General features: G+C 39.3%; 10 protein-coding genes and 1 pseudogene. 6 read left to right on the top strand and 5 right to left on the bottom strand.

What is annotated here, in order from left to right; translation table 11 throughout:
* Nucleotides 1-145: 145 nt before the first annotated feature.
* Nucleotides 146-2,164, bottom strand: a complete 2,019-nt coding sequence (locus tag QNJ50_RS25865; RefSeq protein ID WP_300641338.1) for a flotillin family protein — start codon at nt 2,162-2,164, stop codon at nt 146-148.
* A 12-nt stretch (nt 2,165-2,176) separates the two neighbouring features.
* Nucleotides 2,177-2,875, bottom strand: a complete 699-nt coding sequence (locus tag QNJ50_RS25860; RefSeq protein WP_300641336.1) for an OB-fold-containig protein — start codon at nt 2,873-2,875, stop codon at nt 2,177-2,179.
* A gap of 593 nt (nt 2,876-3,468) precedes the next feature.
* On the opposite strand from QNJ50_RS25860, the gene QNJ50_RS25855 reads away from it, so the two are divergent.
* The 4 genes from QNJ50_RS25855 to QNJ50_RS25840 all read left to right on the top strand — a co-directional run bounded on the left by QNJ50_RS25855 (nt 3,469) and on the right by QNJ50_RS25840 (nt 10,304).
* Complete coding sequence (locus tag QNJ50_RS25855) at nt 3,469-4,038, top strand: hypothetical protein (RefSeq protein WP_300641334.1); 570 nt, start codon at nt 3,469-3,471, stop codon at nt 4,036-4,038.
* Nucleotides 4,039-4,266: 228 nt separating this feature from the next.
* Entirely contained in the window at nt 4,267-5,289 is a 1,023-nt protein-coding gene (locus tag QNJ50_RS25850) for a hypothetical protein (protein ID WP_300641332.1), read from the top strand.
* An 18-nt stretch (nt 5,290-5,307) separates the two neighbouring features.
* Complete coding sequence (locus QNJ50_RS25845) at nt 5,308-6,657, top strand: SIR2 family protein (protein WP_300641330.1); 1,350 nt, start codon at nt 5,308-5,310, stop codon at nt 6,655-6,657.
* Nucleotides 6,654-10,304, top strand: coding sequence for a hypothetical protein (locus QNJ50_RS25840; protein WP_300641328.1), 3,651 nt, complete (start codon nt 6,654-6,656; stop codon nt 10,302-10,304). Before QNJ50_RS25845 ends, QNJ50_RS25840 begins: the two co-directional genes overlap by 4 nt.
* 87 nt (nt 10,305-10,391) lie before the next feature.
* On the opposite strand, the gene QNJ50_RS25835 is transcribed toward QNJ50_RS25840, so the two are convergent.
* The 3 genes from QNJ50_RS25835 to QNJ50_RS25825 all read right to left on the bottom strand — a co-directional run bounded on the left by QNJ50_RS25835 (nt 10,392) and on the right by QNJ50_RS25825 (nt 13,613).
* Nucleotides 10,392-11,435, bottom strand: coding sequence for a catalase family protein (locus QNJ50_RS25835; protein ID WP_300641326.1), 1,044 nt, complete (start codon nt 11,433-11,435; stop codon nt 10,392-10,394).
* Between the two features lie 309 nt (nt 11,436-11,744).
* Nucleotides 11,745-12,614, bottom strand: a complete 870-nt coding sequence (locus QNJ50_RS25830; RefSeq protein WP_300641324.1) for an alpha/beta hydrolase — start codon at nt 12,612-12,614, stop codon at nt 11,745-11,747.
* A gap of 111 nt (nt 12,615-12,725) precedes the next feature.
* Complete coding sequence (locus QNJ50_RS25825; RefSeq protein ID WP_300641322.1) at nt 12,726-13,613, bottom strand: AraC family transcriptional regulator; 888 nt, start codon at nt 13,611-13,613, stop codon at nt 12,726-12,728.
* A 117-nt stretch (nt 13,614-13,730) separates the two neighbouring features.
* On the opposite strand from QNJ50_RS25825, the gene QNJ50_RS25820 reads away from it, so the two are divergent.
* Entirely contained in the window at nt 13,731-14,510 is a 780-nt protein-coding gene (locus QNJ50_RS25820) for a class I SAM-dependent methyltransferase (RefSeq protein WP_300641320.1), read from the top strand.
* Nucleotides 14,511-14,662: 152 nt separating this feature from the next.
* Nucleotides 14,663-14,813, top strand: a pseudogene (locus QNJ50_RS25815) (transposase); the annotation flags it as partial.

The raw sequence follows: 14,813 nt of genomic DNA, 5'->3' as shown, positions 1-14,813 counted from the left end.
CCTAAGTAAGTAGGCAAGAAAAAAGTAAACTATGTAAATAAATATAAAATACTCGTATTTGGCTCGTAGTAGCGCTTTAGCGCTAAAGCGCTATTACAAACAAGTTATGATTTTTCTTAATAACCTACTTACATCAATTTAGCTGTTATTCTTTTGTAGTGTAATGACTTTCTACGGCTTCTGAATCAACATGAGAGTCATTGTGGCTATAACTGGGTACAGGTATGTTATCTGTAACCTTCTGTAAGTGTGTTTCTGGCTTTGCTGCATCTTGATGATGTATTAACTTCCCAATTTGAGATATTAATTCTCCTAATTTACCTTCTTCCAGTAGGTTATTTATCATGGAAATACCACTGGTTGATAGAAGTAACTTATTAATATCGTCTACGCCTTTGCCATTATTATTTGCCCCTGGAAAAGAATAAATTCTGATATTTCCTAAAACTCCTGGTTGTGGTGCCAAGGAGCTGACTATTTCTGGTAGTTTATCTGAAAGTTCTGGCCAGATGGTAGTGATAACTTGAGCACTTAAACTGGCATGACTAATGGTATTTTCAGCGGTAATTTTTGCTTGTATACCTTCAGCTTCAGCTAAAGCTCGAATGCGTTCGGCATCTGCAAGAATACGAATTGACTCGGCTTCAAGTTCTGCAGCTTGTTGAGCAATTTCAGCTTGTCTGCGACGACGAAAAGCATCAATTTCAATGACGTTGCGATCGCCAATATTTTTTTCTTGGGCTTGTTCTTCGGCAGCTATTATAGATAGACTCTTACTGCGTTCGGCTTTTTCGATTTCACCGGCGGTCTTAACCGATTCTTCTGCTTTGGCTTGTTCTGCTTGTGCGACAAAAGTTTCTCGTTTTTTGTTAGCAATTGATATCGCGACTTCTTCTTGTGCGAGTCTTGCAACTTTTTCTGACTCCGCAATTTGCACTTGTGCTTGTAACTTGTTAGACTCTACGGTTTGTTGGCGGGTAACTTCTGCTAGCTCTGCTTCTTGTTTTTGATGGATTTGTGTAACCTTTAGTTTTTTGTTACGGTCTTCTAGGGCAATATCAGCTTCAATTTGGCTTTGTTGTACAGATAATTTCTTGCGAATTTCCTCTTCTTCTACCGATTTATCTTGCAAAATTTTGCTGCGAAGGGTGGCTGCAGCTTCTTTATCTTTAGCTTCTTGAATTTCCCGTTGTCTTTGTGCTGTCAGGGCTTCAACTTGCAACTTTTGCTCTAATTCCGCTGTTTCTTTTTCTTGAGCAATTTGTAGCGATCGCTTTTGAGCATCTAGTTCTTTTTGCTCGATAGCTACTTGGGTAGTCAATTCCACTTCACGCTTTTGTTGAATTGAGCGTTGAATAGTTTCTGTACGCAGACGCACTCCTTGAGCATCAAAGAAATTATTGGTGTCGTAGGTGTCGCTTTCTTCGATTTCGGAAATTGCAATGTTGTTAAGAGTTAAACCTACTTTCTTTAAGTCTTGCTGAGTCAAGTTCAAAACTTCTTCAGCAAATCCTAACTTGTCGGAATCAATTTCTGCCAAGGTTTTCTTCTTCGCAGCAGCCCTAATGGCATCATCAGCACGGGTTTCTAGGGCTTCTGTGATGTCTTCTGCTGATATTTTACCTTGTCTGGAAAGTCGTGCGGCAGCAATTAGCACATCTTCTTCACTGGCATTTATGCAGACATAAAAAGTTACCCGCATATTTGCCCGTAAATAGTCTTGAGTACGAACTGCTAATTTACCGGTACGCTCGACATTAATGGAAATTTCTCGCAACGGTACCCGTGTGAGTTCATGAAAACCTGGTACCACAATGCAACCACCATTGAGAACTACCGTTTTCTTTTTCACAAAAATACCGCCAGTTCTCACAAAAGCCTCGTTATTTGGAGTAATGACATAAATACTCGTGTAAGACCAAATACTCAGTAATATGAGTACGATGATACCCGCAATCAACCCAGGGAAAACAAAGGCTTCATCGATTTGATTAAGGATTGGTTGGGTAGAAATTTGAGCAATATAGGGTGATGTTTCTACTGGTTTCTCAGCAATTAAAGTAAGTGATGTAGATGTATCATCACTTATATTGTACTGTTCTCCCACCAAGGTATTTGTAGGTGGTAGGGGTAATAATTCAATGAAAGTTAACCAAAACAGCATTTTCTTTAATATTTATTTCGTTCTTATTTTTTTCTTAGTTAGATTCAACCAACGATCTACATCTGGAGTGTCTTTAGCGATGACAGAATAAATATCTTGCTTTCGATTTATTACAATTACTCGTTCGCCATGATGGGGAATAACTTTTGCCCATTTTGGGATAGTGGCATTGATAGTCACTAAATTGCCACTTTTATCAATCACATCTATTTGACCGATTCTACCCTTGTCTTCGGCAGGTATAGTAGCAGAACAGACAGTACCATTACGACCTATCAAGCGATCGCTACTTGTATCTTCGCCAAATTCTGCAAAAATTCTCCCCATTGGTCGTGCAATCAGTCCCCCGATCAATAAAGCGATGAATAGCGACAACAATAAGACTATTCCGTTCCAAATACCACTGGGAATTTGATTGAGGATGCTCTCTAGCCAAACATTTAACATCCAGCCAGACAAGCCCCATAAACTCAAATCTGTTGCTAGTAATAAAATCAAGGGGGCTTTACCAACACCAGCCCATCCCAGCAAAAATCCTAAATTAAAGCTACCTTCTCCGTCTAGGTCTATGTCGGTGTCAACATCAGCATCGACATCAACATCAACATCGATGTCTTCGTCTCCACCACCGGAAAAAATCACAAATAGAAATAACAAAACTCCCATGCCCAACAATAGCCAGTAGGGCATGTTAGCTGAATTAAACAGCATGGTATTAATTAGTGTTAATTATACTTTATCCCGACAAATATTCTCTTAGAAACATAGATTTTTTGAGAAAATCGACTTTCTAGAGGTTGGCGATCGGCACGCCTTCCTTTCGGCCATGCTATACGAACTATCGCTTATCGTAAACTTTTCGGTTTAATGAGGCTATATAAACATTTTAACTTGTTTTCACTAAGTTAATTGTTTAAGTTCTGCTATGTTGATTTATGTAAATTATACAAAGTGTGTAGAATTAAGTATTTGATGTATACAAGATCTATATAATTAAACTGAAAATACTAGCAACCAGGAGAAAGCTGTAAATTAACTGTCAGGATTCCTTATAACTCTTTTCTCTACAAACTTAATCATCAGACAGAAATCATCGGAATGCTTAAGCACTTACTCATATTGTAAATAAATTTACCAAGTGTTTCAAAAATAAATCCTGTTATCTGACTTTTATTGCTGACTCAGTATGTCAAAAATTACAAGTATTAGAGCAACGTCAACAAGATTTTGATAGACAAGTTGTAGGAATACCCAAATAGAGTATATCCAAGTAAAGAAGAACCCTTGTTTGGGAGGAGTTCTCTATGAATGATGAACAAAAAGAAATACTTGAGATTTATCTTCAGGAATATAACAAGCTCAAAGACGAACAGATTCAGCGCATCGGGTTTCGTGACAACTTGATTTATGTCACACTCGGTGTATTTGGTGGGGTTTTAGCGTTTGCGTTGGGTGAACAGATAAATCCAGACGCCCTTCTAGTATTACCTTGGGTGAGTCTTGTTCTGGGCTGGACTTATGTGGTTAATGATGAAAAGATTTCGGCAATTGGCAGGTATATTCGTAATAAATTGGTTAACAAGGTCAATGTACTAACTGCTAAAGCAGGTGCGGACATTGAAGAAATTGAATCCATATTTGGCTGGGAAATAGAGCACAGAAGTGATAAAAGACGCAAGCGTCGCAAGGTTGAGCAGTTAATTATTGATGAGATTACATTTGTATTTTCGGGGATCACTGCTTTGCTAGGTTTTTGGTATCTAGTGCTGCAGCCTCACTGGGCTATTCAAATCCTTTGCTGGGTTGAGTTTGTACTCTTGGTGATTTTGGGAGTAGAGATTTTTATATATGCTGATTTGGCAAAGGGGCGATAGTGCATTTGCAGTACGTTTATCCCTATACACATATCTTACACCTTCTCAATAAGGGTAAGGTGGGCACTGCCCACACTACGATAAAATTATGCTTTGTAGAGCGGGTGAGGAGGGGTTGGGTTTTCTCCTCCACAAAACATAAAAGAAACTGACGCTCACAAAATCAAAAAGTACGATTTTATAAGCTTTCGAGCACAAGTTTCTTGAAAGAAGTTAGGAGAAAGATTTATGGCAGAAGCCAAGATTGACTTTGCAATTATTACCGCGATTGAAGTTGAACGTCGGGCTGTCTGCGAGGCGTTTCAGCTAAGTGATAAAGATCGGGTTTTCAAAGAGTCTGGGGTCTATTGGCGCAAGTCTTTAGAACTCAATGATGATGAATCTTATAATATTGTTGTGGCCCAGTCTCACGATATGGCTAACGTTGACGCTGCTCTGTTGGTTTCTCACGTTATCCAGCACTGGCATCCTAACGCTATCTTACTGGTCGGGATTGCAGCAGGCGTAGATCCAGAGAAGCAGAAATTGGGCGACATAGTAGTTGGTAGTGACATTTATTACTACGAAAGAGGAAAGCTCACTCCTGTTGGTAAACGGCCAGAACCATTTATGTATCGAGCAGATGCTACCTTATGGAATCGGATACGAGCAGTTCCAGCGTGGACTCCCCCAAATACATTACTGAGTCCCGATAGTACTTCTGCTAATCCCCAAATTCTTTATGGTGTCATTGCCTCTGGCGAAAAGGTGATTGCCAATGCAATTGTTCGAGATGAGATTATTGCCGGACACCGCAAAATCCAAGCCATTGAAATGGAGGGTTATGGCTTCAGTGCTGGAGTATGGCAAAGTTTTGACCCCATTCATCACTTAGTGATTAAGGCTATTTGTGACTTTGGTGATGAGAATAAAGGCGACGACTGGCATACTTATGCAGCCTCAGTTGCTGCTGGCTTTACTAAGCATTTTCTCTTAGATAAACCCCTCGATCCACTTAATATATCTAGACCTTCTAACGGTAAGCATGAACGCATAGCAAGGCTGGAGGTTCGGCTGGCAGACTGTCAAGAGAAGATTCGCCGCATACAAATAGCTATTCGGGTATATGAGCGGGATCTTATAGGTATTTTCCCCAGTGAAGAAGCAAGAAGATCTCTTGAATATCAAAGGATGCTTAAACAAAGTGATTTACAGTTTTTAGAGTCTGAGAGAGATGAGATTCAATCTAGTTTAAAGATTTTGCAAAGGTAGGGAAAAGGAGAATTGCAAATGGATAGTCTGCAATCCATAGAAAAGAAAAAGAACGCTCTTGAAACCAAGTTAAGATATTGTCAAGAGAAAATTCGCCGCATCAAAACAGCTATTCAAACAGATGAATTGGATTTCGCGGGCATTTTCCGAAGTAAGGAAGAAGAAAGATATTTTCAATATTTATTAAAACTTAAAAAAAATGAATTGAATTCGCAAGAATATGAGCAAGAGAAAATTCGAGCTCAGTTGAAAAGGCTGCAACAACAGCAAGAACAAATTAACAAGGAGGAAAAGTTAAAATATGAAAAAAGAATAGATGAGCTATACCAACAGATAATTCAATCTCTAAAAAATGGTCAACTTATATTCTTTCTAGGCCCAGATATCAATTTATGTGATCGCCCGATTGCGGAAGATGGCAGACCAGACAAATGGAATCTAGGTAGCCAATATCCACCCACTGATTTTGAAATAGCCGAACTTTTGGCTAATAAATATAAAACTTACCTTGAGAATTCAATAAGCGAAGAAAGTATATGTCCAAAGTGTAGCTCTCGACTCATTCAAGATTTACCAGATAAATGCCCACTTAAAAATCTACAATCTGTATCGCAGTATATTTATGATGTATTTGGAGAATATAATCTATATAGTGAACTGCATCAAGTTTTCGGCAGTAAGGATCGGCATTATAATCCAAATCGAGTACATCAAAATCTAGCAGAAATTTCTAAGTTTTTTAGTCAAGAATTAAAAACTAATAATAAAAATCATCCATTAATTGTCAGCACTATTTATGACTGGACATTAGAGCAAGAACTTGTGAGGAAAGGACAAAAATTTGATCTTATTTCCTATATTGATAAAGGTATAGAGCATGGCAGATATCAACATCATCTTCCTTGCATGACTTATCCTCCTGAAGGGGATGGAGAAACAATTCTAAGCCAGAGTTATCGGAATCCAATAAATGATAAACAACATAAATTGTTAGAAAAGTATCCTACTAATCTAAAATTATGTAATGGTGTTTTTACAGAAGATCAGGTAGATCAACTTATTTTTGAAAGAGTTAGCGATATGTTGCCAGATTGTCTTATAAATAAGTTGTCTGATAACAATATTCTATTCTTAGGATACAGCTTAAACAATAAAAAAGCTCGCACAATTCTTAAACTCTTTTGCCCAGATAGACAATATCAGAACACTAAATGGTGGACTGTTCAGGAAAGTTTTGCAGAAGAAGACAAGAAAAATTGGAATCTAAAAATATATCAAGCTCAACTAATTACCATGTCTCCTAGCGATTTTATTGTCGAACTTAATCAACGTCTGAGGGATAATAGCAAATTGGAGGTATTATCATGAATTCCAAAGATACTCTTATACCCCAAAGACCTTATAAAGGACTAGATTCCTACGACGAAGAAGATGCAGATATTTTCTTTGGACGTGATTCAGAGATAGACGAAATCATTGAAGCCCTTTTCCGTAGTCATAGATTAATAGTTCATGGTTCCGCAGGAGTAGGCAAGTCTTCTATTCTTAAAGCAGGTGTCATCAAAAAGCTTAACAGTCACTCGCAGAGAAGAACGGTTTCTATATATTTTGATGAATGGAAGGGTAATGTCTCAGAAAAATTGATCTCTAAAATAAATACAAAATTTATTAAGAAATTCTTGGATGATGACCAAGACAATGCTATTTTTTCGTCTTCCTCACTGACCGAGGTGCTGAATTACTGGCAAAGACTACTTGGACAACCTAAGATCAATAGTCATTTATGTTTGGTTCTTGATCAGTTTAGTAATTATTTTAGACATCATCAAGAGGATAGCGTTTATACCAAGGGAACATTTATTCGAGAATTTGCCAATGCAGTGGAGTCGTGCAAAAGTAGCAGGATAAATTTCATTATTGCTCTCCCTAGTCCAGAGTTCTTTAAACTCATTCCCTTTCAGCAGTTTATACCCCTTGTAAAGTTCCGTTCAATCTCTATTAAGAATCTTGATCGAGAACAAGCGAAGCAAGCAATTGAAAAACCTATTCATATATATAATAAATTGATTGAAAAATACCGACAAAATTTGTCAGAGAATGATTTACTAGATCTTAAACCTGTAGATATAGAAGATGGATTGGCGGATAATATACTGAAAGATTTTTTCTCCAATAGTAAAGTTTATTGCAAAGAGAGGAGGGTTCCTGCTCCTTTTTTACAGATAATTATGACCTCTCTTTGGGAGGAGGAGATGAAAGAACCTAAGTCAAACTATTGTCTTAAATTTGAAACTTTTAGAAAATTAGGTGGTACGCAAGGAATTGTTAGCACATATCTTAACAAGAAAATGGATTCCTTATCTGAGACTGAGAAAGACTTTGCAGAGAGGATTTTTCAAAATCTCGTAACTCCTACCCAAGATAAAAAGGGTTATTCTGTCCGCGACTTAGCAGAATTAAGCGGAATAGACAAATCAGATCTTAACAAACTACTGTTTAAACTTATAGGGGCAAATTATCGTATCCTGCGTTCTGTCGACCCATCTGAAAAACATCCAGATGAAATACAATATGAAATATTTCTGGATATTCTTGCACCCGCAATTCAAAACTGGCATCGCCAACGTTCTGACAATCAGCGAAGAATTCAAGCACTACCATTAATCTCGCAAGATAGAAGTAGACATAAACAAGTTGAGTTAGGTGCTCTGTTAGCACTACAGGCGTATCGCTTTAGAAATCAAGGAAATGACTTAGAACTTCACCAAATTGATGAGGCATTACGTGAAGCATTAGTGGGCAATGAGTTTAATACTATCCTTAAAAAAGGTCACAATAAAGAAGTCTCCTCTGTAGCGATTAGTCCAAATGGCAAGTGGTTAGCGTCCGGTAGCCACGACCACACCATCATATTATGGAACTTAGAAAAATCAAGTAAGAAATCAATTGGTGAGAAATTAAGAATTATTGGAAAACATAATTCAGGAGTCCTCTCAGTAGCTTTTAGCCCAGATAGTAAATGGTTGGCTTCATCTGAAGATGACTACTGGTTGGATCCCGATCAGGAAAGTAAGCCTACTATTAAATTATGGAATTTAGAGCAGCCCGATGCATCCCCGATCATTTTGGCTGGACATGAGAAAGGCATAACGGCAGTTACCTTTAGTCCAGATAGAGTTACCTTTAGCCCAGATAGTCAGTCTGACTATATAATCGCAAGCGGAAGCAAGGACAAAAGCGTAAGGTTGTGGGCTCTTAACGGCAAATCTATTATTGAACCTCTCCACTTTGAGGGAAAGGTCTATGCATTATCCTTTAGCCCAGACAGCAAAAGACTGGCTGCAGGAGGGGATGCGAAGAACCTCGGAGCAAAACAAGAAGTAAGTTGTGTCACTATTTGGGAATTTTATGATTCCAACAATTCTCTATGCCTTTCTCCTAAGCCTCGATCGATTTCTTTAAGAATGAAGAAAGTGAAGGGACGAGAGGCAATTATTAATTCTCTTGTATTTAACCCAAAAGATGGGAATGAACTTGTATCAGGAGGTGAAGATTGGCGGATTAGGCGTTGGCATCTTCAAAACCCCAACGCTTTACCCGAATTCTTATTAGATAAAGATGAACATAAAGGAGCCATCAAAGCGGTTGCATTTAGCCCTAATGGAAAAAGGTTGGCATCAGGAGGAGCAGATCAAAGAGTAAGATTGTGGAATTTGGAGCAATGCAAGCCACAACCGAAGGATTTAAAGGGCTCATATATTGGCATAAGCTCCGTAGTTTTCAGTCCTAAGGGTGATCTATTAGTTTCAGCTAGCTGGGATCATGACATAAGATTATGGAAACTGAATCATCATCGGGCTAACCCTAAGATTCTTCCTGGAAGGTACAAACAGAACATTGAGTCTCACGAACAAAACGTAGAGTCTGTTGCATTTAGCCCCAATGGGCAGATGCTAGCTTCAGCAAGTTGGGATAAAACAGTACACTTGTGGAAGTTGCATAGCCCTAAAGAAGCTCCTACTGTCCTTAGAAAGCACACAAAGCGAGTCTGGTCAGTTGCATTTAGCCCTAATATTTTAATGCTTGCGACAGGTGGTGAAGATAAAAAGGTACACTTATGGAATGTGGCTAACCTTGATGCTCCTACCTATATCCAATCTCTTAAAGGTTCTAAGAATTGTGCCTTTCAGGATGGTGTCAGTTCAATCGCATTCAGCCCTAAGGGAGAACTAATAGCTGTAGGTACTTGGGAAGAAGATTCCAGGATATTTCTCTGGGAACTAGGTCATTTAAATGAACAACCCATTGTTTTAGATAAACATGGTTCGAGTGTTACTTCAGTTACTTTTAGTCCTGATGGTCAAACACTTGCGTCAAGTTGTGATGACGGTTGCATTAGATTATGGAACTTAAATAAAATTGATTGGAGGAAAAAAAAGCTTGAAGAACTACCCATGTGTCATCAAGGGCATGAGTCTAGAGTTCGATCAGTTGCCTTTAGTCCTAACGGAAAACTATTAGCATCCAGTAGTGATGACACAACTATTAAGCTGTGGAATTTAGAAAAATTTAACTGGGACAACAACAGACAGATTGGAAATCCCATTCCGCTTAAAGGGCATAACTTTTGGGTTGGATTTATAAATTTCAGCCCTGATGGACAAACATTAGCTTCGGCAGGTTATGACCAAACGATTCGATTATGGGATATTCGTCATCTTGATTGGGAACAGCGTCAATTTAACATAAAACCAATTATCTTAGGAGGGCATGAGGAAAGCGTTACTTCAGTAGCTTTTAGCCCTGATGGGAACAAGCTAGCTTCAGGGAGTTATGACAATACCGTCCGTCTTTGGATTGCTCGTACCGAAACATTGGCTGAAATGGTTTGTGATAATGTGCTACGCAATCTTACAAAAGATGAATGGGAACAGTTCATGGGTAACATCCATTATCAAAAGACTTGCGAAAAATTACCCCTGGGTGAAGGTATAGTAGCAGATGAAACATACTAAAATAAATATGGATAGAACGAGCAAAGGAGTCAGGAAAATTCCATATATCTGCACCTCCGCTCTTCTTCTCATATTCAGTAAAAAATTCTAATGACTGGGAAAACTTTCTTGACCATTTGGTTCTGGAGGAGAGACATGGTTTAGTTGATGCCGTCGTTCTGATATGGTTTTGTAAACTAACTTGCGAGCCCGGTTAACTCCTCCTAATGGTCGGTGTGCTTCTAGAGAATGCCAAGGATTGTATGAGAGATGTTCGCAAAATTCCATCTGTTCGTCGGAATCAAAAGTTTGAGATGGAATTTTGATGGTAGCAACTTTAATGAAAGGCGAACGCCACTCAATGGTGGGGTCTTCAATCGGCATACCTACTGCATCTGTTTGTAACTGTACCAAAAAATCAAAATAAGCTTCGTTGGTCTTTAAATAATCAACCATTGCTTCCCTAAGATAGTTCTCTGATTTAGAAGGATTTTTTGTTTCAGCAGGAAGAGCAGTTGGTTTTGCAGAGTACTTCATTGCTCCATCTCCTAACTTGTAAGGAGTTGTACTCCAATACTGAGTAAAAAGTGGATTATTAATCTTACCATTTTGAATCGCCCTGATAATCCTAAATGCTGAAAAACGCCATTTAAATGGATTAAAGCTGGGGAAGAAAAACTTTAATGGTGGTCCGCCTTTAGCTTCCTTTACTGCATTAAATAAATCCATGTATTCAGGAATATCACGGATGAAGAAGAGTGGGTGATTGATCGCCAATAAATCTTGGGTGTATTTTTCGTCGTCCAATAATTTTTCACCCTCCACACCCATGAGTTTAATAGTCATTCCACGACCATCAGCTTTAGTATCTGGTTGTGATGCATCCCCTGAAGCATTGGAGAAACGAATCCAAGCAGGGAAAGTTTTTGCTTCTTTGAAAACCCCAAATTTGAGATTTTCGGGTAAGTTTTCCTCAACAATGAATTCTGCTCTGACACAACCGTGATGTTTAGCATGTTGTCCCCGGGGAACTGGATCTTGATCTGTTTTGAGACCTGCTGCAATAATAGCGGTCATATTTGCGATCGCTTCTGCTTCATCTGGTGCTGGATATTCTTTACCAATTTCTAATTTTTCTCCTGAGTTTTGCATTATTTTCTCCTAATTAATTTGAATTTGGGTAAATAATCTCTACTTTTGTCGCTCTGAAACAATTTATACTAGAACAATTTATACTATTTCTAAGTTCTAAATTTCTTATCATCCTATGTAGAATCGGAACAATGACCCCATGTAACAAGGCAGATATTATTCGATTATCATTCAAAAAAATTAGGATTTATATTGATTAATACTAATCTTTACAAGATTCATGGTATAAAAAGCTGCTGTAAGTGCATGTTTCACTAGCGAAAACGAAAATTCATTAACTTGCTTGGTTTGAATTTTATTGTGTGTGATTTAGCGATGCTTCCCAAGCCAACTCAATAGTAACTGGTTTGTACGTTCTGGCTGTTCGAGCATAAACCAGTGTCCTGCACCTTCAATACATTCATACTGCCATTGTGCAGATATATATTGGTCAGAGTTTTTCATTTGTGATTCCCACATGAAGTCATCTTTATTACTCCATATTCCCAATGTGGGAACTTTAATTGTCAGCAAGTCTGGAATTTGTCCTGTAAGTACGGCTAATAAATACTCAGGAACCTGATTAGCTTTCTCTAATCTTTGCATATTCTCAAACACACCTGATTTAAGTGCATTTTCCACAATGAGATCCCGATTTGGATGACTGCGAAGAACTTCCCGAAAGAAATAACCATTATTTGCTCGGTAAAGTTGAGGTGCAATATCTTGGGTATTTAAGAAGTAAATCCATTGCATTTGTAGGTTTTCAGTAGATATTTTAAAAAATTCTCCTAAATTACCTACGGACATAGCTGTATAGCTTTTCAAATTCAAGTTTAAATTTTTAGAGTGGGAAGCAAGCTCCCATCCCAAAACAGCACCATAATCATGTGCAATACAATGAATTTTCTTCAGTCCAAGTTTTTCTACAAGAGTGACAAAATCATTTAGTAGATTAGCTAGTGTATAACGTTCTGTCTCTTCAGGTGCTTCACTCAAACCATAACCAAGCAAATCTGGACAAATAACTCGATATCCAGCCTCTGCTAAAGCAGGAACTTGTTTCTCCCACATTAAACTATTATCTGGCCATCCGTGAATTAAAAGAACGCATTCTTCTCCCACTTGAGAATCTCGCACGTGGTATTGAGCGCCATTTAGTTCAAGATAAGTAGCACTTAAAGTATTAATATCAAACATTTTCTCAATTCCTTCCAATTATTGAAGCATCTTGAGAATAACTGGACACTTTTGAAGGTTTCGTTCCTATTCTTGCTATTTTGAACGTATTCTTGCTAAATATTCTTTTTGCTAAAGATTCCGAAATGCTTTGGGCGAAATTCCAACAATCCTCCGAAAATGGTGACTGAAATGACTCTGATTTGCAAAACCACATGCAAGAGCAATATCAACTATTCTGAGATTGGATTGCTTGAGAAGCTGTTTTGCACGTTCAATCCGACGACGAATTACATATTGATGCGGTGTAATATGCATCGCTTCTTTAAATAAACGGCAAAAATGAAACGTACTAATACTAGCAATCTGGGCTAAATCTTCTAGCCGAATATCTGTTTCTAAATAAGCTTCAATAAATTCTAATACTTCTTCCTGACTTGTTCTAGATAAACCTTTCCAATTGGGAATCTTTTTTTGAATAATCGAAAAATTGCTGAGAATATGAACTGCAAGCGATGTACCGAATGATTCACCATATAAGCTTCCTACAGGGCATCCTGCTGATAAATCTGACTTGAGTGCAGTAACAATTACTTGAATTGTTGGGTCGAATATTTGCCATTTGGGTATAAATTCAACACAATCTTTCTCCCAGATTTCTTGAGATGTTCTCTCAAAAAAAGTTGGTTCAAATACTATTACCGTAAAACTTGTTGCTCTTTCCCAAGTTGTCCAATGTTTAGTGTAAGCCGGACAGAAACAAGTTTCACCACCTTGAAGTCCATAGGAAAGATGGGTTTTACCTATACGTCGTTCGTGAAGCGAGCAAGAATTAATGTCCATAATTTCCAACGCATGTTGTTGGAAGCTAGATTCGGGAGATTCACAACCTGGATGCTGGTGATAGTGAGCAAGCATTAAATTGCTCCAATTTGCACCCTGACTCGTTAGCTGAGGTGGAACGGGTAAAATTTGATTTAGAGCCTCAGCTTTGGTCAGGTCTAAACTTTGCTGTGTCATGTTTTATTAATTTGAAGTCCCTAATGCTTGGTATACTAGGATTGGGAAGATTTGGCAAAAGATTATGTGTAAACCTTCCGTATAATAAATAGTTAGACCGTCGAAGGATTGAGAATCATGGACACATGGAAGTTCTACGACATCACTCACCGTGAACATGTGGTATGCAATCCCACGTGTGAGGAAAAACTGACGCGTCTTGTGGAACTTCTGCGCCTCCCGACCAACGCCCACGTGGTTGACATTGCATGTGGAAAGGGTGAGTTCCTGATTCGCTTGGCAGAGGCCTATGACGCTCGTGGCGTGGGCATCGATATTTCTCCTTTCTTCATCGCCGATGCAGAGAGAAGGCTTAAGGCGCGGGCATCGAGTGCTGGCATCACCTTCACTCAGATGAATGGTGCGGATTTCAAGCCAGACGAGCCGCACAGCCTAGATCTGGCGTCATGTATCGGTGCCAGTTGGATCTTCGGGGGGCATGCTAATACTCTCGAAGCGCTGATCAGCATGGTGAGGCCTGGCGGCTGGGTGATCGTGGGAGAGCCATACTGGCAGCAGGAGCCGTCAGGGGATTACCTAGAGGCATCCGGGTGCGCGCGAGAGGACTTTGGGAGCCACTCCTCGAATGCAGAAGCCGGAGAGCAGCGAGGAACGGAGCTCGTTCACACCATCGTGAGCAGCAAAGACGACTGGGACAGGTATGAGGGCCTCCAATGGTACGCGACATCCGAGTACGTTCGCACCCATCCAGATGATCCGGACTTGGTGGAGGTGGTTGAGCGTGTGAGCAGCGCAAGAGCGGCATACCTGCGTTGGGGGCGCGATACGCTTGGTTGGGCGATTTACATGTTCAGACGGCGCACTCCTAGGCTCCCGAGTGGCACCTCATTGGATTGATCGGAGACAATGGCTGTGATGCAATGAGTGACCTAACAAACGTATGCACCGGAGCGACGGGTCCGGGCGCAGTCTGAATTCGGGCATCGCTCGTCCGGTGATGTGAGAGGTTGGAAGGAGAAAAGAAATGAAACGACAACTTGCAGGATTTTGCAGAACGGCAAACAGAAGGCTTTGTCAGCTCAATTTTTACTCTCATGGGAATTGATATCCCAGTACCAGATTATTCAACACTGTCACGTCGCATTCACAAGCTCAACATCTCATTACCTGTGATTAAAAGAAATGAACCAATACATTTAG

It is taken from the genome of Mastigocoleus sp. MO_188.B34 (genome assembly GCF_030065675.1).
GTDB lineage: Bacteria > Cyanobacteriota > Cyanobacteriia > Cyanobacteriales > Nostocaceae > Mastigocoleus.
Note: the sequence above shows the minus strand (reverse complement) of the source record. Positions and strands in the feature narration are given on the sequence as shown.